The sequence below is a fragment of the Blastococcus sp. SYSU DS1021 genome, assembly GCF_054050995.1.
On record NZ_JBJHAL010000001.1, the window covers coordinates 275,104 to 294,291 of the forward strand.

Below are 19,188 nucleotides of genomic sequence, written 5' to 3' on the forward strand. Positions count from 1 at the left end.
TCACCGCCCGCCGGCGGTTCTCAAGCCGATGCGTTCGGCGCATCGACGAGTGCCGCCAAGGTGGCGCGGGCGCCGCGCTCGCGCAGGAGGGAGAGGGCCCGGCGGTAGGCCGCCACGAAGCGCTCGTCGTCCACCAGGTCCCCGAAGATGCTGCGGTCCGCGATGAAGGCGACCGGGTCCTCGTCGAGCCGGCTCGCGTTGGCGCGTACCCGGTCGGCCTGCCGGTCGACCAGCGGCAGGGGGCGCCCGGCGTCGTCCCGGCCCTCCGCGGACCGGGCCCAGCTGGCGACGACAGCGGCTGCGCGGCGCACGTCTCCGCCCCTGGCCAGGCCGTCGCGCACGACGGGCAGCACGTACTTGGGGATCAGCGCCGAGGTCTGCGCGCAGAGCCGGGCCACGGTGTCGCCCACGGAGGGGCTCGCGAAACGGGCGAGGAGTGTCCGCTTGTAGTCGTCCAGGTCGATCCCGGGCACGTCCGCGAGCGTGGGGGACACCTCGCGATCCATGTAATCCCGCAGGAAGGCGGTCCAAAGCGGGTCCCGGCAGGCGTCGTGGACGTGCTCGTAGCCCGCCAGCCGGGCGAAGTGGGCCAGCGCCTGGTGGCTGCCGTTGAGCAACCGCAGCTTCATCGCCTCGTAGGGGGCGACGTCCTGCACGAACTGGACACCGGCCTCCTCCCACGGTGGGCGGCCGGCGGGGAAGCGATCCTCGACCACCCACTGGGCGAACGGTTCGCACACGACCGGCCACGCGTCCTCCACCCCGAAGCGCTCACGGAGACCCGCGATGTCCGCGGCGGTGGTCAGCGGGGTGATCCGGTCGACCATGCTGTTGGGGAACGACACCTCGCGGCCGACCCAGTCCCCGAGATCGGCGTCCCGCATCGTCGCGAACGCACCGAACGCGCGCCTCGCGACGTCGCCGTTGTTCTGCAGGTTGTCGCAGGAGAGCACGGTGAACGGTGTCAGCCCCCGCTCGCGACGGCGGGCCAGCGCCTCGGTCACGAGCCCGAACGTGGTGCGCAGGGCGGCGTCAGGCCGGAGGTCGTCCCGGATTCCCGGGGCGTCGACGTCGAAGGCTCCGGTCACGGGGTCGGTGTTGTACCCGCGCTCGGTGATGGTCAGCGACACGATCCGCGTGTCGGGGTCCGCCATCCGCTCGACCACCGCCTCCGGGTCGTCGGGCGCGAGGAGGTAGTCGACGATCGATCCGACGACCCGGGGCTCGAAGGCGCCGTCCGGGTGCTTGACGACGAGGGTGTACAGGCCGTCCTGGGCAGCCATGACCTCCTGCATGCGGTGGTCGGACGGGAGGACGCCGACTCCGCAGATCCCCCACTCCGGAGCCAGCCCGCCGTCCATGAGCCGGTCGAGGTACATGGCCTGGTGCGCACGGTGGAAGCCGCCGACCCCGATGTGCACGATGCCGGTGCGGATCCGCCGGCGGTCGTAGCGCGGCACCTCCACCCGCTCGGCGAGGGGGGGCAGGGCGCCGGCGTGGACGCGCACGATTCGTTCGGTTCCGGGCGGGGCGGAGCGAGTGAGCACTCCCTACCCTAACGTAAGGGTAGAGCCCTGTCGTGCCGACCCTGGCGCGCGGGGGAGTGACGGGCGGCCGGAGCCGGTCCGCTACGCGGCGGTACCCCTCGCCGCCTTGTCCGCGGGCAGGAAGACCTTGGCGGGATCACGCTCGACCACACCGTCGAGCACCTCGTCGACACGGGCCATGACGTCGGCGTCGAGCCGCACGCCGACCGCCTTGACGTTGTCACGGACCTGCTCCGGTCGGCTGGCGCCGATGATCGCGGCGGCCACGTTCGGGTTCTGCAGCACCCAGGCCAGCGCGAGCTGCGCCATCGTCAGCCCGAGGTCGTCGGCGACCGGGCGCAGCCCCTGCACCTTGGCCAGCACCTCGTCGGCGAGGAACCCCTCGATCTGGAAACCGACGGCCGAGTGGCCGGCGCGGCTACCGGTCGGCGGCTGCTCGCCGGGCCGGTACTTGCCGGTGAGCACGCCCTGGGCCAGCGGGGACCAGACGATCTGCGACAGGCCCTCCCGCTCGCACGTCGGCACGACCTCGCCCTCGATGACCCGCCAGAGCATCGAGTACTGGGGCTGGTTGCTGACCAGCTGGACGTTCAGCTCGCGGGCGAGCGCCGCCGCCGCGGCGATCTGGTCGGGCTGCCACTCGGAGACGCCCAGGTAGAGCACCTTGCCGGCCCGCACCAGGTCGGCGAAGGCGGTCATGGTCTCCTCCAGCGGCACCGTCGGGTCGTAGCGGTGCGCCTGGTACAGGTCGATGTAGTCGGTGCCGAGTCGCCGGAGGGAGGCGTGGCAGCTCTCGACGACGTGCTTGCGGGAGAGCCCGCGGTCGTTCGGCCCGGGACCCGTCGGCCAGTACACCTTCGTGGCGATCTCCAGGCCCTCGCGGCGCTGACCGCCCAGGGCGCGGCCCAGCACCGACTCGGCGGCGGTGCCGGCGTAGACGTCAGCGGTGTCGAACGTGGTGATCCCGACGTCGAGCGCGGCGTGCACGCACGACACGGCGGCGTCCTCCTCGACCTGGCTGCCGTGCGTCAGCCAGTTGCCGAAGGCGATCTGCGAGACGTTGAGGCCGGACCGGCCCAGTCGACGGAATTCCACCTCGACGACCGTAGTGCCGGGAGTGCGCCGTGGCCCGGCGGGGGTGTGGAGCAGTGGCGCGCAGCCACCCACCGGGCCTTGTCGAGGCCGGACGACGGCGCGGTGGTGGCGCGGTACCTCGCGCCACCACCGCTCGAACCGGGGTCGGTCAGGATCGCCGTGGTCACCGGCGAGGACCTGGACGAGTCCGTCGACCGCAGGTCAGCGGCTCGTTTCCAGCCGCTCCGCGAGGGTGTCGGCGAACCCTTCGGCGACGGCGAGCTGCTCCTTCAGCGCGGTGACCCGAGCCGTGGCCGCCTCGTGGAACATGCGCAGCCGATCCACCAGCTGCGCCCGGTCGCCGCTGCCGGAGTCCAGGTCGGCCAGCAGGGTGAGCAGCTCCTGCATCTCCTCGAGGGTGAACCCCAGGGGCTTCATCCGCTTCACGACCTCGAGGCGGGCGACGTCCTCGGAGCTGTACAGCCGGAACCCGCCCTCGGAGCGGGCGGTGGGGATGACCAGCCCGTTCTCCTCGTAGAAGCGGATCGTGCGCAGGCTCAGACCGGTGCGCTCGGCGACCTGACCGATCTGCATGAGTTGCTCGCGGGGCGTTCCGGTCACGCCCCCTTCATAGGCCACGCGCCCGGCGCGCGCTGCCGCAGCGGGCATCAGTGCGCTCCGGTGAGCTGGCCGGTGTGCCGGTCGAAGCGGTCGGCGGAGTGCCCGGTCAGCCCGACGATCTGGACGTTCTTGCCGCGGGTCTCGTACTTGTGGGTGATCGCGTCGAGGGCAGCCACGGTCGAGGCGTCCCAGATGTGGGCGTCGGTCAGGTCGATCACCACGTTCCCGGGGTCGCCGGCGTAGTCGAACTGGGTGTAGAGGTCGTTGCTGGAGGCGAAGAACAGCGCCCCCGTCACCGAGTAGATCCGGGTGCCTTCGTCGTCCGTGACGCTGGTGACCTCGGCCAGGTGGGCGACCCGGCGGGCGAAGAGCACGCAGGCCGCGAGGACGCCGGCGCCGACGCCGACGGCGAGGTTGTGGGTGAAGAGCGTGCCGGCGACGGTCGTGAGCATGACGGCGGTCTCGCTCTTGGGCATCCGGTGGATGGTGCGCAGGCTGTGCCAGTCGAAGGTGGCGATCGACACGAAGATCATCACCGCGACCAGGGCGGCCATCGGGATGGTCGCCACGATGTCGCCGAGGGCGACCACGAGGATCAGCAGGAACACCCCGGACAGGAATGTGGACAGCCGCGTACGGGCTCCCGACGCCTTCACGTTGATCATCGTCTGGCCGATCATCGCGCAGCCGCCCATGCCGCCGAAGAAGCCGGAGGCCATGTTCGCCACGCCCTGACCCCAGGACTCGCGGGTCTTGTCGGAGTGGGTGTCGGTGATGTCGTCGACCAGCTTCGCCGTCATCAGCGACTCCATCAGCCCGACGAAGGCCACGCCGAGGGCGTAGGGGGCGATGATGGTCAGCGTCTCGACGGTGAACGGCACGTCGGGCAGCAGGAAGAACGGCAGGCTGTCGGGCAGGTCGCCCTCGCCGCCGACGTCGGGGATCTCCCAGCCGGCTGTCACCGCCAGGGCCGTCAGCACGACGATCGCGACCAGGGGTGCGGGGATCGCCGTCGTCAGCCGGGGGAGCAGGAAGATGATCGCCAGCCCGGCGGCCACCATCGGGTAGACCAGCCACGGCACGTCGGTCAGCTGCGGCAGCTGCGCGGTGAAGATGAGGATCGCCAGCGCGTTGACGAAGCCCACCATGACGCTGCGCGGGATGAACCGCATCAGCCGGGCGAAGCCCGTGGCGGCCAGCACGATCTGGAAGATGCCGCCGAGGATCACCGCGGCGAACAGGTACTGGACGCCGTACTCGAGCGTCAGCGGGGCCACGACGAGGGCGATGGCGCCGGTGGCAGCGGTGATCATCGCCGGCCGGCCGCCGGTGAAGGCGATGACCACGGCCATCACGAACGAGGAGAACAGCCCGACGCGGGGGTCGACGCCGGCGAGGATGGAGAAGCTGATCGCCTCGGGGATCAGCGCCAGGGCGACGACGAGGCCGGCGAGCACCTCGGTGCGGGCGACCTTCGGCGAGAGCCAGGCGGGGCGCGACAGTCTGGGCTTGGGCAGTGCAGGCAGGGCTGAGGACATGGTTCCGTCTCGTTCGGTGCGCAGGCGTCGGCGCGGGCGGCAGCACCGGAGGCGGTGCCAGGTCTCTGAGGGCGGTGCGGCGGTGCACCCGGAGCGGCGGAGCTCGTGTTCCGTGGCGACGATGTCGGTCGGGGTCGCCGAGCCGGGAGCATCGGTGCGCATCGGCGGCGTCGCCGGTGTCATCGACAGTCTGCCGGGAACTCGTCCTTCACGTCAGTGTTGGGTGGTGAGCCGTTCGTCACGTTCGGACCCCCGTGAGCGGGGGAGGACCAGCAGCGCCAGGATCGACCCAGACGTCGGACCGCACCTGGACGGAGCCAGCATGGACATCACGGACACCACGGAGTGGCGCGCGCTCGACGAGCACCGCCGCACCCTCGGGGACACGCACCTGCGGGACCTCTTCGACGGCGATCCCGAGCGCGCGGAGCGGCTGACCGGGCAGGTCGGTGAGCTGCACGTCGACTGGTCCCGGCACCGCGTGACCGACGAGACGCTGCGGCTGCTGGTCGCCCTCGCCGAGCGTGCGGGTCTGCCCGACCGCATCCAGGCGATGTTCCGCGGCGAGCACATCAACACCACCGAGGACCGCGCCGTCCTGCACGTCGCGCTGCGCATGCCGCCGGGCGAGGAGCTCGTGGTGGACGGCCAGCACGTGGTCCGCGACGTGCACGAGGTGCTGGGGCGGATGCGCCGTTTCGCCGAGCAGGTGCGCTCGGGGGAATGGCGCGGGCACACGGGGAAGCCGATCCGGGCGGTGGTCAACATCGGCATCGGCGGCTCCGACCTGGGCCCCGCGATGGCGTACACCGCCCTGCGGCACCACGCCGACCGGAACCTCACCCTGCGGTTCGTCTCCAACATCGACCCCACCGACTTCGCCGAGGCCACCCGCGACCTCGACCCCGCCGAGACGCTCTTCGTCGTCAGCTCCAAGACCTTCACCACGCTGGAGACGCTCACCAACGCCGGCGTCGCCCGGGACTGGCTGCTGCGCGGGCTGGGGGCCGACGAGTCCGCCGTGGCGAAGCACTTCGCCGCGGTGTCCACCAACACCGACGCCGTGCGCGCGTTCGGCATCGATCCGCAGAACATGTTCGAGTTCTGGGACTGGGTCGGGGGCCGGTACTCCTTCACCTCCGCCATCGGGCTCTCGCTGATGGTGGCGATCGGCCCGGACGCCTACGACGAGATGCTCGCCGGCTTCCACGCCGTCGACGAGCACCTCCGCACCACCCCGCTCGAGCGCAACGTCCCGGTGCTGCTGGGCCTGCTGGGTGTCTGGTACCGCAACTTCTTCGACGCCCAGACCCACGCCGTCCTGCCCTACAGCCAGTACCTCTCCCGGCTGCCGGCCTACCTGCAGCAGCTGACGATGGAGAGCAACGGCAAGTCGGTGCGCACGGACGGGCAGCCGGTCACCACGGCGACGGGCGAGGTGTTCTGGGGGGAGCCCGGCACGAACGGCCAGCACGCCTTCCACCAGCTGCTGCACCAGGGGACCTCGCTGGTCCCAGCCGACTTCATCGGCTTCGGCGAGCCGAGCCACGACATCGGTGAGATGCACGACCTGCTGATGGCCAACATGTTCGCCCAGGCGGCCGTCCTGGCCTTCGGCCGCACCGCCGAGGAGGTGGCGGCCGACGGCACACCCCCGGCCCTCGTGCCGCACAAGGTCATGCCCGGGAACCGGCCGAGCACGGTGATCCTCGCGCCGCGGCTGACGCCGGGGACGCTCGGGCAGCTGGTGGCGCTCTACGAGCACGTCGTCCTCACCCAGGGCGTGATCTGGCAGATCGACTCGTTCGACCAGTGGGGTGTCGAGCTGGGCAAGGTGATGGCGCGCGAGCTGGCGCCGGCGCTCACCAGCCCGGAGCCCGTGGCGCTGGACCAGGATGCCGCCACGACGGCGGTGGTGGCCGAGTACCGGCGGATGCGGGGCCGGGCGACCTGACGCGCGCTCCCCGGGGTGACGCCTCGGGAGGCGGACCCCGGGGCGGCCGCGCGCCGTCGCAGCGACCGCCCCGGGAGTTCGGTGGCGCGGTCGGGGGCGGCGCCCCAGGCGCGGCCGCCAGTGGTTCCAGCGTCGGCTGCGGCCGGTTCTCCCGCAACCCGCGTGACCTGGAGCCCTCGGGTCAGCCGGCGTCCGGCGGCGCGCCCCCCGGACGTGTCCGCCGCGGGCGGGTGACCCGGGCCTGCACCGCCGCCTCGCTCAGCACTGCCTGGACGGTCGTCCCACGGCCCAGCAGCCGCCCCTCGGCATCGACGGCGCTGCAGTCGCAGGTCAGGCGGTTGCCGCGCACCTCGGCGCACCGGGCCGTCACCCGGATGGCGTCGCCGACCCAGGCCGGGGCCAGGTGCTCCACCGACAGGGCGCTGCCGATCCCGGCCTCGCCGGGCTCGAGGTGGCGTAGCAGCAGCTTCCGGCCGGCCTCCTCGAAGTGCTTGGCCATCGAGTAGGTGGCGTACACCGGGTGCACCGGGCCGAGCTCGTCGAAGCGGACGGTCATCTCCGGGGTCACCACGACGTCGAGGTCGGCGGACTCGCCGACGGGCACGGGCCTCATGCGCGCACCCCGCGAGAGGTCCGTACCGCGCACCGGGAGGCGCCGTGCGGGTGCGCCGCCCGCGGCGCCGCGTCGCCCACCGGGGTCAGGCGTCGTAGTCGACGGTGACGGCGTCGGAGACGGGCAGCGACTGGCAGGTGAGCACGTAGCCGGCCTCGACCTCCTGGGCCTCGAGCGCGTAGTTGCGCCGCATCGCCACCTCGCCGTCGGTCACCCGCGCCCGGCAGGTGCCGCACACCCCGCCCTTGCACGCGAAGGGCAGGTCGGAGCGGACGCGCTGCGCGGAGTCCAGCACGCTCTGGTCCTTCGGCAGCGCCAGCGTGGTCGAGCGGCCGTCGAGGACGACGGTCACCTGGCTGCTGGGCCCGGTGACGGTCTGCTCGTCGCCGCGCACCGGCTGGGGCGGGACGTCGTCGACGAAGAACAGCTCCTGGTGGACCTTCCCCGCGGGGACGCCGAGCTCGGCGAGCAGGGCGCGGGCGTCGGTCACCATCCCGTGCGGACCGCACAGCCACCAGTGGTCGACGCGCTCGACCTCGACGAGGTTCTGCACGAGGCTGCGCAGCCGCTCGCCGTCGAGTCGACCGCTGGTCAGCTCGGCGTCGCGGGGCTCGCGGGAGAGGACGTGCACCAGCTGCAGCCGGGTGCCGTAGGCGTCCTTCAGGTCGGCGAGCTCGTCGGCGAACATCACCGTGTTGGTGCGGCGGTTGCCGTAGAAGACGGTGACCGTCGACTCGCCGTCGCGCAGCACGGTGGCGGCCAGGCTCAGTGCCGGGGTGATGCCCGAGCCGGCGACGACGAAGACGTGGTCGGCGGGCTGCGACAGGTCAGCGGTGAAGGTGCCCGAGGGCGGGAGCACCTCGATCTCGTCGCCCGGGCGCACCTCGTGCACCAGGTAGCTGGAGAAGAACCCGCCGGGGACCTCGCGGACGCCGACCCGCGGAGCGGCGCCCATCGGTGCGCAGATGGAGTAGGAGCGGCGCTCGTCCCGGTCGCCGTCGACCCGGCGGAGGGTGAGGGCCTGGCCGGGCCGGAAGCGGTACTCTTCGGCGAGCTCGGCGGGGACGTCGAAGGTGACCGCGACGGAGTCGTCGGTGAGCCGCTCGACCGCGGCCACCCGGAGCGGGTGGAACTGCGGCCGCCGCCGCGGACGGGTGGGGGCGGAACCGGCGGCGGGAACGGTCGCCGTCATCAGATCTCCTTGAAGTGCTCGAACGGCTCGCCGCAGCTGCGGCAGCGGCGCAGGGCCTTGCAGGCCGTGGCGCCGAACTCGCTCTGCTCGACGGTGTCGGCCGACCCGCACTGGGGGCAGCCGGCCGTCCGCCGCGTCGGCCCCAGCTGGAGCGGGACGGGGCCGGGGGACCGGACCGGTGCCGTCCCGGGCGGGGCGATGCCGGCCGCGGCGAGCTTGCGCCGGCCCTCCTCGCTGATCCAGTCGGAGGACCAGGCGGGCGAGAGCACGGTGCGGACGTCGACGTCGGCGAAGCCCGCCCGGTGCAGGGCATGCACGAGGTCCGCCCGCATGACGCCCATCGCGGGGCAGCCGGAGTAGGTCGGCGTGATCTCGACGACGACGGTGCCCTGCTCGACACGCACCTCGCGGAGCACGCCGAGATCCGCGAGGGTCAGCATCGGCAGCTCCGGGTCGGTGACCGTCTCCGCCACCGAGCGGGGGTCGGTCAGCACGGCGCTCACCAGGTCGCCGCCGGGTGCCGGCGGGCCAGGCCCTGCAGGGTGGCCAGCAGCTCGGTCAGCTCCGCGCCGTGCTGCCCGATCCGGCCGCGCGGGGCGGCGTCGGCCGGCCAGGCGGGCACCGGCAGCGTGGCGCGCTCCAGCACGGTGGTGAGGACGTCGCGCACCTCGTCGCGGACGTCGGCCGGGTCGACGGCGACCCCGGCGGCGACCAGCCGGGCCTCGACATCCGTGGCGGTGAACAGGTCGGCCAGCAGCGGCCATACCGCGGCGACGCCGTCCTGGGCCCGCCGGTGCGACTCCTCGGTGCCGTCGCCCAGGCGCAGCACCCAGCGGGCGGCGTGGTCGCGGTGGTAGGCGAGCTCGTGCACGCCCTTCGCGGCGATGGCGGCGAGCACCGGGTCGCGGGACTCCCGCAGCCGGGCGAAGGCCGCCAGCCGCACCGTCGAGGCGACGAGCAGGCGGACCATCGTCTGCGCGAAGTCGCCGTTCTCCGCCTCGACCAGGCCGGTGCAGCGGAACTCGTCGGCGTCCCGGAAGTAGGCCAGGGCGTCCTCGTCGGGGATGGTCTCCGCGGCGAGCTCCCGCGAGCGGCCGAGCACCCCGGCCGCCCCGGCGCGGGCGAGCAGGAGCCGGGCCTGGCCGAGGAGGTCCAGGCCGATGTTGCCCAGCGCCACCTCCTCCTCGAGCTCCGGCGCGTTGGTCATCCACTGGGTGAGCCGCTGGGCGAGCACGAGCGCGTCGTCGCCGAGCATCAGGCAGTAGGTGCCGAGGTCGGCGGCGTCGACGCCGTGGGGCACCGTGGTGTCGACGCCGGCCAGCGGGTCGTCGAAGCCGGTGCCGAAGGCCCAGTGCCCCGCGTCGTCGTGCGCATTGGCCAGCGCGTCGTACACCGTCTCCTCGTGCATGGCCTCGCTCCTGACTCCGGCGAGATCTGCACAGTGGCCGCCGTCGGGGAGCCGATGCGGGCCACTGTGCAGATCTCGCCTCACATGTGGGGGACGTTCTCGGGGATCTCGTAGAACGTCGGGTGGCGGTAGACCTTGTCGCCGCTGGGGGCGAACATCGGGTCCTTCTCGTCGGGGCTGGACGCGGTGATGTCGGCGGCCTTGACCACCCAGATGCTCACGCCCTCGTTGCGCCGGGTGTAGAGGTCGCGGGCGGCGTGCACGGCCATCTCGTCGTCGGGTGCGTGCAGCGAGCCGACGTGCACGTGGTTGAGCCCGCGCTTGCCGCGGACGAAGACCTCGTACAGCGGCCAGTCCCGGCGCACGGCCGGCCGCTGGGCCTGCACCGGCACCTCCGGCCCGGTCGGGACCGCGCCGTGCCCGCCCTCGGCGGTGACCTCGCCGCTCACGCGGCCGCCCCCTCGTGCTTGCGGGCGTAGGCCGTGGCCGCCTCGGTGACCCAGGCGTTGTCGTCCCGGGCCGCGCGGCGGCGGGCGACGCGCACGGCGTTCATCGGGCCCTCGCCGGAGATGACCCGCTTGAACTCGTCCCAGTCGATCCGGCCGAACCGGTAGTGGCCGGTCTCGGGGTCGTAGGAGAGGTCGGGGTCGGGGAGCGTGACACCGAGGACCTCGGCCTGCGGCACGGACATGTCCACGAACCGCTGGCGCAGCTCGTCGTTGGTGTGCCGCTTGATGCCCCAGGCCATCGACTGCGCGGTGTTGGGGCTGTCGTCGTCGGGCGGGCCGAACATCATGAGCGAGGGCCACCACCAGCGGTCGACGGCGTCCTGCACCATGGCGCGCTGTTCGTCGGTGCCGCGCATCATCGTCATCAGCAGCTCGTAGCCCTGCCGCTGGTGGAACGACTCCTCCTTGCAGACCCGGATCATCGCCCGGGCGTAGGGCCCGTAGGAGGAGCGGCACAGCGGCACCTGGTTGCAGATGGCCGCGCCGTCGACCAGCCAGCCGATGACGCCGACGTCGGCGTAGGTGAGCGTCGGGTAGTTGAAGATCGAGCTGTACTTCTGCCTGCCCTCGATCAGCTTGTCGGTGAGGTCGGCGCGGTCGGCGCCGAGCGTCTCGGCCGCGGAGTACAGGTACAGGCCGTGACCGGCCTCGTCCTGCACCTTGGCCAGCAGGACGGCCTTGCGCCGCAGGCTGGGCGCGGCGAGCAGCCAGTCGCCCTCGGGCTGCATGCCGATGATCTCCGAGTGCGCGTGCTGCGCGACCTGGCGGATGAGCGTCTTCCGGTACCCCTCGGGCATCCAGTCCCGCGGCTCGATGCGATGGCCGGCCGCGATGGTGGCGTCGAACTGGTCCTGCAGCGCGGTCTCGTCGGGCGCGGGCCGGTCCAGGGTGGGTGCGGACATCTCGTTCCCCTCGGGTGCGTCTCGGGTCATTTACTGACCGGACGGTCGGTAATCAGTGTGCACGAGCGGAGGCCGCCGCACAACCCTGTCCGCGGCGCTCCCCGGGCGGTCTTGACAGCGGTCGAGAGGAGGGGATGCTTACCTGACCGCCCGGTCGGTAATTCGGAGCCGAGCTCGCGCGCCGACCGCCCGGTGACGACGCTCAGGACATCGGAGGCCACTGCCATGACGGTTGCGACCACGGAGACGAACGGGCGCCCGGGGGAGGCGCCCGACCCGGCGTTGCTGGACCCCGCCGAGCGCCTGGGCGTCGATGAGCTGCGCGCGCAGCAGCTGGAGCGGCTCCAGTGGTCGCTGCGGCACGCCTACGACAACGTGCCGCACTACCGCCGGGCCTTCGACGCGGCCGGCGTGCACCCCGACGACTGCCGGGAGCTCGCCGACCTCGCGAAGTTCCCGACGACCAGCAAGGCCGACCTGCGCGAGAACTACCCCTTCGGGATGTTCGCGGTCCCGAAGGACCAGGTGCGCCGCGTGCACGCCTCCTCCGGCACCACCGGCAAGCCGACCGTCGTCGGCTACACCGAGCGCGACCTCGACACCTGGGCGACGGTCATGGCCCGCTCCATCCGCGCCGCGGGGGGCCGGCCGGGGGACACGCTGCACAACGCCTACGGCTACGGCCTGTTCACCGGCGGCCTGGGCGCCCACTACGGAGCCGAGAAGCTGGGGTGCACCGTCGTCCCCGTGTCCGGTGGCATGACGCCGCGGCAGGTGCAGCTGATCCGCGACTTCGAGCCGCGGATCATCATGGTCACGCCCTCCTACATGCTCACCGTCATCGACGAGTTCGAGAAGCAGGGCGTGGACCCGCGGGAGAGCAGCCTCGAGATCGGCATCTTCGGCGCCGAGCCCTGGACCGAGCAGATGCGCCGCGAGATGGAGGAGCGGGCCGGCATCCACGCCGTGGACATCTACGGCCTGTCCGAGGTGATGGGCCCCGGCGTCGCCCAGGAGTGCGTGGAGACCAAGGACGGGCTGCACGTCTGGGAGGACCACTTCTACCCGGAGGTCATCGACCCGCTCACCGGTGAGGTGCTGCCCGACGGCGAGGAGGGGGAGCTCGTCTTCACCTCGCTGACCAAGGAGGCGATGCCGGTCGTCCGCTACCGGACCCGCGACCTCACCCGGCTGCTGCCCGGCACCGCGCGCCCGGCGTTCCGGCGGATGCAGAAGATCACCGGCCGCACCGACGACATGATCATCCTGCGGGGGGTGAACCTGTTCCCCACCCAGATCGAGGAGATCGTGCTGCGGACGCCGGGGCTCTCCCCGCACTTCGCCCTCGAGCTCGTCACCCGGGAGCGGATGGACCACCTGATCTGCCGCGTCGAGGCGCGGCCGGACTGCCCGGCGGAGGCGAGATCTGCCGCGGCGGCCGCGGTGCGCACGGGCGTCAAGGACGTCGTCGGGTCCAGCATCGAGGTGCTCGTGGTGGACCCCGAGACGCTGCCCCGATCGGTTGGCAAACTCAAGCGCATGACCGACAACCGGAACCGTGCATGACGTCGACCGCCGACGCGCCCCCGGCCCGACGCGGCCGCCCGGGGCACTCGCTGGACTCGCTGCTCGACGTCGCCGTCGAGGTCTTCAACGAGCGCGGCTACGACGCCACCAGCATGGAGGAGCTGGCCACCCGGCTCGGCGTCACCAAGTCGGCGATCTACCACCACGTGCCCAGCAAGGTGGAGCTGCTGCGGCTGGCGCTCGACCGTGCGCTGGACGCGTTGTTCGCCGTCACCGATGAGCCCGGCGGCACCACCGGCCCGGCGATCGACCGGCTGGAGCACGTCGTCCGCGGGTCGGTCCGCGTGCTCGCGGCCGAGCTGCCCTTCGTGACGCTCCTGCTCCGGGTCCGGGGCAACTCCCCGGTCGAGCAGGCGGCGCTGCAGCGGCGACGGGAGTTCGACCGGGTCGTCACCGACCTGGTGCGCGCCGCCGAGGACGAGGGCGACGTGCGCCCCGACGTCGATCCCGCCGTCACCAGCCGCCTGCTCTTCGGCACCGTCAACTCGCTGACCGAGTGGTACCGGCCCGGCGGCGGCCTGTCCGCGGACGACCTCGCCGACGCCCTCGTGACCACGACCTTCCGGGGCCTGCGGACCCGCGCCCCGGCGCCACCGGCGTCCTGACCCGGGCCGGCCGGCCGGACGTGCGCGGAGCGCGCCTCGGACCGTCAGGCGCGTCCGGGCGGGGCGGGGGGCACCTGGCGGCTGTGTCCCCGCATCTCGGCGAGGAGCAGCCCGTCCGCGTCGCGGGTCACCGCGACGTCGTAGATCCCGCCCCGCCCCACGAGCGATCGTTCCACCGCGGTGGCGGTGACGGTGTCGCCGGCGCGGGCCGGCGCGAGGTACTCGATGCTGCACGACCGCCCCACCGCCGGCTGTCCGTGCGAGTTGCAGGCCATCGCGAAGGCGATGTCGGCGACGGCGAACAGTGCAGCGCCGTGCGCGGTGCCGTGCCCGTTGAGCATCTGGGGCCGGATGATCATGTGCGCCGTGACCGAACCCGGCGCCACGGAGCTGACGGTGACGCCGAGTGCCCGCGCCGCGGAATCCTCCGCCAGGTAGCGGCGGACGGTCTCCTCGGCGAGGCGCTGCGGGGCAGGGCTGGTCATCGGGGCCGCCTCGGGTCAGTCGTAGGTGTGGAATCCGCGACCGGTGGTGCGGCCGAGCTCGCCCGCCGCGACCTTGTCGCGGAGCAGTTGCGGTGGGGCGAACCGCTCGCCGAGGGTCCGGTGGAGGTACTCGGCGATCGCCAGCCGCACGTCGAGGCCCACGAGGTCGGTGGAGCGCAGGGGCCCCATCGGGTGCCGGTAGCCCAGCTCCATGGCGGCGTCGATGGCCTCGGCGTCGGCGACCCCCTCCTCGAGCATCCGGATCGCCTCCAGCCCCAGCAGCACCCCGAGCCGGGAGGAGGCGAAGCCGGGGGAGTCCTTCACCACGACGTCGGTCTTGCCGAGTGCGCGCACCCAGCCGGAGGCGATCCCGACGAGCTCGGCCGCGGTCTCGCGGGCGACCACCACCTCCACGAGCTTGGACGCCGGCACGGGGTTGAAGAAGTGCAGGCCGAGGAACCGGGCCGGGCGCTCCAGCGCCGCGGCGAGCTCGGTGACCGAGAGGGAGCTGGTGTTCGTGGCGAGCACCGCGTCCGGGCCGACGGCGGACTCCGCGGCGCCCAGCACCTCCGCCTTGAGGTCGGCCCGCTCGGGGACGGCCTCGACGACCAGCCCGTTCTCCCGGTCCAGCGCGGCGGGGGAGTCCACCAGGGTCAGCCGGTCCAGCGCGGCGGCGACGTCGCCGTCGAGCTTTCCGCGGCGGGCGGCCTCCGCCAGCCCCTCGGCCACCCGGCCGTGGGCGGCGTCGGCAGCCTCTGCGCCGGCCTCCACGACCTCGACGCGGGCGCCGGCGGTCAGGAAGGCCTGGGCGATGCCGGCGCCCATGCGCCCGCCGCCGATGACGGCGACGCGGGCGGGGACCGGGGCGCTCACGCCGTCTCCGCGTTCGTCGTGGTGTCCCGGTCGACGCGCACCCGCGCCCGCGTGCGACCCGTCGGCCGACCTGGCGGATCTCGGTGTGCTCCTGCATCGTCGCTCCTGGAATTCGCCGGACCCGGCGGGTCCCGGGGGGTGGGGGAGGGCCGACCGTCCGGTCCGGAGGTGGTGGCCCCACTGTGGTGGCGGCGTCTCCGGGAAGCAATCGCCGGCGACGCCTGCCGCCGTCGCGACCAGGGTCGACGGCCGCGGCCACCACGGCGCCGGGGGCCCCGCCGGGGTGCGGCGCCGAGCGGCGGACGCGTCCGCCACCCGGCGCCGCCGGTCCCGCTCCGTCAGGCACGGAGGTGCCCCCGCTCGCCGGTCAGGGCCGGAAGCCGAGGGCCTCGGCCTCCTCGGGGTGCGCGCGCAGGTACTCCTCGTGGGCCTCGGCCACCCGCAGGCTCGCGCCCTTCGTCTCCCCGGCGACCGTCACCGCGGTGAAGGAGATGACGCAGAGCACCATGATGTAGATGCCGACCGAGCCCGACCACCCGGTCGACTGCAGGAGCAGCTCGGCGATCATCGGGGCGAAGGCGCCTCCGAGGATCGCTCCCAGGGCGTAGCCGATCGAGACACCGGAGTAGCGGACCGCGACCGGGAACATCTCGGCGTACATCGCCGACATCGGCCCGTACGACAGCCCGAGCCCGATGGTCAGCAGGAACAGCGCGACGCCGTAGAGCCAGATGTTCCCCGTGTCGATGAGCAGGAACATCGGGATCATCCAGAGGAAGACCAGGGCGTAGCCGATCTGGAACGTGCGCACCCGGCCGATCCGGTCGGACAGGATGCCGCCGTACATCGTGAAGGCGAGCCAGCCGAAGGACGCCAGGGTGGTGGCCAGCAGGACGGATTCGCGCGGCATGTCCAAGGTGGTGCTGGCGTAGGCGATGAAGAAGGCGATGAGCAGGTAACCGGCGGCGTTGTTGGCGATGAAGATCAGTGCGCTGAGCACCACCTGCCGGGTGTTGCGGCGGAAGAGGTCGCGCAGCGGGGCGGACGACTCCTTCTTCCGCAGCTGCATCTCCTTGAAGACCGGGCTCTCCTCCACGGCGCGGCGGATCAGGTAGCCGATGACGATCAGCACGACCGACAGCAGGAAGGGGATGCGCCAGCCCCAGGACTGGAACTGCTCGGGCGTGGTCAGCGTCGACAGCAGCCACAGCACGCCCGTCGCGAGGATCATGCCGACCGGCACGCCCACCTGCGGGTAGGCGCCGAACAGGCCGCGCCGCGCCACCGGGGCGTGCTCCACCGACATGAGCGCCGCGCCGCCCCACTCGCCGCCTGCGGAGAAGCCCTGCAGGATTCGCAGCAGGATCAGGATGGCCGGCGCGGCGAACCCGATCTGCTCGTACGTCGGCAGCAGCCCGATGAGTGCGGTGGCCGTCCCCATCAGCAGCAGGGTGAAGACCAGCATCCGCTTGCGGCCGAGCCGGTCGCCGAAGCGCCCGGCCACGATGGCCCCGAGTGGGCGGAACAGGAAGCTGATGCCGATGGTGGCCAGCGACAGCACGGTGGCCAGCCCGGGGGAGTCCTCGCTGAGCGGGGAGAGGAAGAGCGGGGCCAGCACCAGGCTCGCCGCCTGGGCGTAGATGAAGAAGTCGTACCACTCGATCGTGGTGCCGGCGAGGGTGCCCGCGAGGACCTTGCGCTCCTCGGTGGTCATTCGGTGGCGCTCGCGAGAGGGGGCATCTGTGGAGAGGGGCATGGCAGCTCCGCCGTCGCTCGGTGGGTGTGCATTTACTGACCGGACGGTCAGTCCGGTGCGGGACGGTAGCTCAATGTGCTCTGGGCCACAATGGGGTCGTCCTCGTTCCCGACCGTTCGGTCAGGTGGGGGAGGTTGCGCGGCGGCCAGGCGACCACCGGCCGAGTCGCCGGCGGTCGTGGGTGGCCACGGCCGGGCACCTGCTCGGCACGGTCCTCGCCATGCCGTCAGCGGTGACGTTCCCCGGTGCGGTGGGATCGGTCATCGGTGTTCCCGTCCGGCGGTGGATGTCGGGGCTGCGTGCGGCAGGCGGTGGGCGACGTGCCGGCCGGCTGGGGTGGGATCAGGGGTGAGCTCGCCGGTGAGCACGAGCTGCTCGGCCAGGTCGCGGACCTTGCGGTTGGTGTGCATCGAGGCGTCGGCCAGCAGTCGGAAGGCCTGGTCCGGGGTGAGCTTGTGCCGCTCCATCAAGATGCCCTTGGCCTGCTCGATGGCCGCCCGGGACTCCAGCGCCGCCCGCATGTTCTCCGCCTGGTCGCGGGCGTCCTGCAGGGCCTCGATGTTGGTCAGCACCACGCCGGCGTAGGCAGCGAACTCAGCCAGGGCCTGCCGGTGCTCTCCGGTGAAGGCGCCGGCGGCCGGGGAGTACACGTTCACGCACGCGGCCAGCTGCGTGGCGGGCGCCGGTACCGAGAGGGAGCTCAGGGCGCCGTGGCGGAGGAAGGTCGCCACGTAGTCCGGCCACCGGTCCTCGGTGCGGCCGTCGGTGATCTCGATGAACTGGCCGCTCAGGGCGGCGTCCATGCAGGGGCCGTACCCCTGCCCGTACTGCGTCTCGTCCAGCCGCAGCGCCAGCTCCCCGGTGAAGGCCGCGGTCGTGGGCCGCCGGTTGCGCACCACCGTGATCGAGGCCTGCGCACCGGCCGGCATCAGGCTCGTCACCAGTCCGACGGCGCGCTCCAGCACCGACTGGCGGTCCTCCTCCGCCAGCACCAGCCGAGCGAGCTCGTCCACCGCCTTCCGGGGCCCCGGCGGGATGGGCCTGGCCACGGGATCGGTCACCGGCGTCGTCCCCCTGCTCTGGTCGCCGCGGACGAGTTGCACGAACGGCCGACGGCACACCGGAGCCGCTGTCAGCCCGGTGGGCTCCGACGGTGGTCGCCCGGGCCCACCCGACGGCCGCCCGGAGCCGCGGTGGGTCTCGAGCGATCCAGCTGTCACCACTGGGCGCACTCGTCGGTGGCCGGGCAGGTCCGGTGGCTGAATGCACGCTATCGGACATTGCCGCGGAGGAGCAGCCGATCGGCGCCGATCCGCTGACGGGCTCTCGTGTGCCAGGATGAGGGCGCCCCGCACGTAGGAGCAGCCTCCGCCTGAGTACGCAGACCTGGACGTGGGATCACCTCATCCCGTCGAAGGTCCGGCCCAGGCAGCACCGCACGGAGGAGCCCGCTCGTGGCCACCGACCCCGCCGCCGCACGCCGCAACGCGGTCCTGGGCGGCATGGACGAACAGGCGCTCGCCCCCCTGCTGCCCGATCTGCACCAGACCCCGCTGACGCTGGGGCAGGTGCTGCACGAGCCCGGCGAGCCGGTCACCGCCGTCTACTTCCCGCTCGTGGGTGTCGTCTCCGTCGTCGCGGACGTCGGCGACGACGAGCTGGTGGAGACCGCCACCATCGGCCAGGAGGGCATGGTCGGCCTGTCGGCGTTCCTCGGCGCCGACGGCGGCGCCCCGACCGAGCGCGCCCTGGTGCAGGTGGCTGGGGATGCGCTGACCATGAGCGCCGAGGACCTCCACCGGCACACCGCCGACGTCGACGGCCCGCTGGCGGCCCGACTCCGCCGCGTCACGCAGGCGATGTTCACCCAGCTCGCCCGCAACGCCGCCTGCAACCGGGTGCACACAGTGCGCCAGCGGGCCGCCCGGTGGCTGCTGATGACCGCCGACCGGATGGACCGACCCACCTTCGAACTCACCCAGCACTTCCTCGCCCAGATGCTCGCGGTGCGGCGGACCTCGGTCAGCGAGGTGGCGCGGTCACTGGCCGAGGACGGCTGCATCACCTACACCCGCGGCGCGATCACCATCGTCGACCGGCCGCGCCTGCGTGCCCACGCCTGCGACTGCTACGGGGCCATCCGCCGCGCCACCGACGTGGCGCTGGCGGGGCGGTGAGGCGGAAGGCTCCAGCGGGCCCTGGTGCCGCGCCACGCACGCAGGAAGACCCCTGTCGCGCCGGTGCCGGAGGGGTGGCCGCACGAGCCGGAACGGGCGGTGGGGGGGGGGGGGGGGGGGGGGCGGGGGGGGGGGGGGGCGGGGGGGTGGGGGGGGGGGGGGCCGGGGGGGTTGGCTGGCGCGGGGGGGGGGGGGTGGGGGACCACCCGCACCGGCCCACCTGGGAACCCGGGGGGGGCGCCGGCGCGGTGCACACGGTCCTGCCGGACCCGGGAACCGACCGGGTGACCGTCGCCATGAGCACCGGCGGGGTGTACGTCAGCGACGACGGCGCGACCGGGTGGACG

At 73.0% G+C, this 19,188-nt stretch carries 18 protein-coding genes; 4 read left to right on the top strand and 14 right to left on the bottom strand.

Features of this window, described 5'->3' with window-relative positions; translation table 11 throughout:
- Positions 1-20 precede the first annotated feature (20 nt).
- From ACI8AP_RS01460 to ACI8AP_RS01475, 4 genes are all read right to left on the bottom strand, one after another.
- A complete protein-coding gene (locus ACI8AP_RS01460) occupies positions 21-1,508 on the bottom strand; it encodes a mannitol dehydrogenase family protein (RefSeq protein WP_456587546.1) in 1,488 nt (495 codons plus the stop codon).
- Between the two features lie 120 nt (positions 1,509-1,628).
- Positions 1,629-2,642 carry an aldo/keto reductase family protein gene (locus ACI8AP_RS01465; RefSeq protein WP_456587547.1) on the bottom strand — a complete coding sequence of 338 codons (1,014 nt, stop codon included), beginning with the start codon at positions 2,640-2,642 and terminating at the stop codon, positions 1,629-1,631.
- Positions 2,643-2,843: 201 nt separating this feature from the next.
- A complete protein-coding gene (locus tag ACI8AP_RS01470) occupies positions 2,844-3,242 on the bottom strand; it encodes a MerR family transcriptional regulator (RefSeq protein WP_456587548.1) in 399 nt (132 codons plus the stop codon).
- Positions 3,243-3,289: 47 nt separating this feature from the next.
- The gene (locus tag ACI8AP_RS01475) at positions 3,290-4,780 is read right to left on the bottom strand and encodes a SulP family inorganic anion transporter (RefSeq protein WP_456587549.1); all 1,491 of its coding nucleotides are present in this window, start codon (positions 4,778-4,780) and stop codon (positions 3,290-3,292) included.
- A 322-nt stretch (positions 4,781-5,102) separates the two neighbouring features.
- Here ACI8AP_RS01475 and pgi point away from each other — a divergent pair, with 322 nt between their 5' ends.
- Positions 5,103-6,734, top strand: coding sequence for a glucose-6-phosphate isomerase (gene pgi / locus ACI8AP_RS01480; RefSeq protein WP_456587550.1), 1,632 nt, complete (start codon positions 5,103-5,105; stop codon positions 6,732-6,734).
- 181 nt (positions 6,735-6,915) lie between these two features.
- Here the strand turns inward: pgi and ACI8AP_RS01485 are convergent, their stop codons facing one another.
- The 6 genes from ACI8AP_RS01485 to paaA all read right to left on the bottom strand — a co-directional run bounded on the left by ACI8AP_RS01485 (position 6,916) and on the right by paaA (position 11,358).
- Positions 6,916-7,347 (bottom strand): thioesterase family protein, encoded by a 432-nt coding sequence (locus ACI8AP_RS01485; RefSeq protein ID WP_456587551.1) that lies wholly within the window; start codon positions 7,345-7,347, stop codon positions 6,916-6,918.
- An 85-nt stretch (positions 7,348-7,432) separates the two neighbouring features.
- Positions 7,433-8,539: a 1,2-phenylacetyl-CoA epoxidase subunit PaaE gene (paaE, locus tag ACI8AP_RS01490; protein WP_456587552.1), complete on the bottom strand. Its 1,107-nt coding sequence runs from the start codon at positions 8,537-8,539 to the stop codon at positions 7,433-7,435.
- The gene (paaD, locus tag ACI8AP_RS01495) at positions 8,539-9,042 is read right to left on the bottom strand and encodes a 1,2-phenylacetyl-CoA epoxidase subunit PaaD (RefSeq protein ID WP_456587553.1); all 504 of its coding nucleotides are present in this window, start codon (positions 9,040-9,042) and stop codon (positions 8,539-8,541) included. The genes paaE and paaD overlap by 1 nt, the downstream gene beginning before the upstream one ends.
- Positions 9,039-9,947, bottom strand: coding sequence for a 1,2-phenylacetyl-CoA epoxidase subunit PaaC (gene paaC / locus ACI8AP_RS01500; RefSeq protein ID WP_456587554.1), 909 nt, complete (start codon positions 9,945-9,947; stop codon positions 9,039-9,041). The genes paaD and paaC overlap by 4 nt, the downstream gene beginning before the upstream one ends.
- Before the next feature lie 80 nt (positions 9,948-10,027).
- The gene (paaB, locus tag ACI8AP_RS01505; RefSeq protein WP_456587555.1) at positions 10,028-10,396 is read right to left on the bottom strand and encodes a 1,2-phenylacetyl-CoA epoxidase subunit PaaB; all 369 of its coding nucleotides are present in this window, start codon (positions 10,394-10,396) and stop codon (positions 10,028-10,030) included.
- A complete protein-coding gene (gene paaA / locus ACI8AP_RS01510) occupies positions 10,393-11,358 on the bottom strand; it encodes a 1,2-phenylacetyl-CoA epoxidase subunit PaaA (protein WP_456587556.1) in 966 nt (321 codons plus the stop codon). The genes paaB and paaA overlap by 4 nt, the downstream gene beginning before the upstream one ends.
- A gap of 225 nt (positions 11,359-11,583) precedes the next feature.
- Between paaA and paaK the strand changes: the two genes are divergently transcribed.
- Entirely contained in the window at positions 11,584-12,924 is a 1,341-nt protein-coding gene (gene paaK, locus ACI8AP_RS01515; protein ID WP_456587557.1) for a phenylacetate--CoA ligase PaaK, read from the top strand.
- Positions 12,921-13,550: a TetR/AcrR family transcriptional regulator gene (locus tag ACI8AP_RS01520; protein WP_456587558.1), complete on the top strand. Its 630-nt coding sequence runs from the start codon at positions 12,921-12,923 to the stop codon at positions 13,548-13,550. Before paaK ends, ACI8AP_RS01520 begins: the two co-directional genes overlap by 4 nt.
- Before the next feature lie 44 nt (positions 13,551-13,594).
- On the opposite strand, the gene paaI is transcribed toward ACI8AP_RS01520, so the two are convergent.
- From paaI to ACI8AP_RS01540, 4 genes are all read right to left on the bottom strand, one after another.
- Complete coding sequence (gene paaI / locus ACI8AP_RS01525; protein ID WP_456587559.1) at positions 13,595-14,035, bottom strand: hydroxyphenylacetyl-CoA thioesterase PaaI; 441 nt, start codon at positions 14,033-14,035, stop codon at positions 13,595-13,597.
- A 15-nt stretch (positions 14,036-14,050) separates the two neighbouring features.
- A complete protein-coding gene (locus ACI8AP_RS01530) occupies positions 14,051-14,908 on the bottom strand; it encodes a 3-hydroxyacyl-CoA dehydrogenase family protein (protein ID WP_456587560.1) in 858 nt (285 codons plus the stop codon).
- Positions 14,909-15,275: 367 nt separating this feature from the next.
- Complete coding sequence (locus ACI8AP_RS01535; protein WP_456587561.1) at positions 15,276-16,622, bottom strand: MFS transporter; 1,347 nt, start codon at positions 16,620-16,622, stop codon at positions 15,276-15,278.
- Between the two features lie 302 nt (positions 16,623-16,924).
- Positions 16,925-17,725, bottom strand: a complete 801-nt coding sequence (locus tag ACI8AP_RS01540; RefSeq protein WP_456587562.1) for an ANTAR domain-containing protein — start codon at positions 17,723-17,725, stop codon at positions 16,925-16,927.
- Between the two features lie 393 nt (positions 17,726-18,118).
- On the opposite strand from ACI8AP_RS01540, the gene ACI8AP_RS01545 reads away from it, so the two are divergent.
- Positions 18,119-18,841: a Crp/Fnr family transcriptional regulator gene (locus ACI8AP_RS01545; RefSeq protein ID WP_456587563.1), complete on the top strand. Its 723-nt coding sequence runs from the start codon at positions 18,119-18,121 to the stop codon at positions 18,839-18,841.
- Positions 18,842-19,188 lie beyond the last annotated feature (347 nt).

Excerpts from the sequence above, each read along its gene's own strand:
- ACI8AP_RS01475 (WP_456587549.1), bottom strand. The coding sequence starts at position 4,780 with ATGTCCTCAGCCCTGCCTGCACTGCCCAAGCCCAGACTGTCGCGCCCC.
- pgi (WP_456587550.1), top strand. The coding sequence starts at position 5,103 with ATGGACATCACGGACACCACGGAGTGGCGCGCGCTCGACGAGCACCGC.
- ACI8AP_RS01485 (WP_456587551.1), bottom strand. The coding sequence starts at position 7,347 with ATGAGGCCCGTGCCCGTCGGCGAGTCCGCCGACCTCGACGTCGTGGTG.
- paaE (WP_456587552.1), bottom strand. The coding sequence starts at position 8,539 with ATGACGGCGACCGTTCCCGCCGCCGGTTCCGCCCCCACCCGTCCGCGG.
- paaC (WP_456587554.1), bottom strand. The coding sequence starts at position 9,947 with ATGCACGAGGAGACGGTGTACGACGCGCTGGCCAATGCGCACGACGAC.
- paaA (WP_456587556.1), bottom strand. The coding sequence starts at position 11,358 with ATGTCCGCACCCACCCTGGACCGGCCCGCGCCCGACGAGACCGCGCTG.
- paaK (WP_456587557.1), top strand. The coding sequence starts at position 11,584 with ATGACGGTTGCGACCACGGAGACGAACGGGCGCCCGGGGGAGGCGCCC.
- ACI8AP_RS01520 (WP_456587558.1), top strand. The coding sequence starts at position 12,921 with ATGACGTCGACCGCCGACGCGCCCCCGGCCCGACGCGGCCGCCCGGGG.
- paaI (WP_456587559.1), bottom strand. The coding sequence starts at position 14,035 with ATGACCAGCCCTGCCCCGCAGCGCCTCGCCGAGGAGACCGTCCGCCGC.
- ACI8AP_RS01535 (WP_456587561.1), bottom strand. The coding sequence starts at position 16,622 with ATGACCACCGAGGAGCGCAAGGTCCTCGCGGGCACCCTCGCCGGCACC.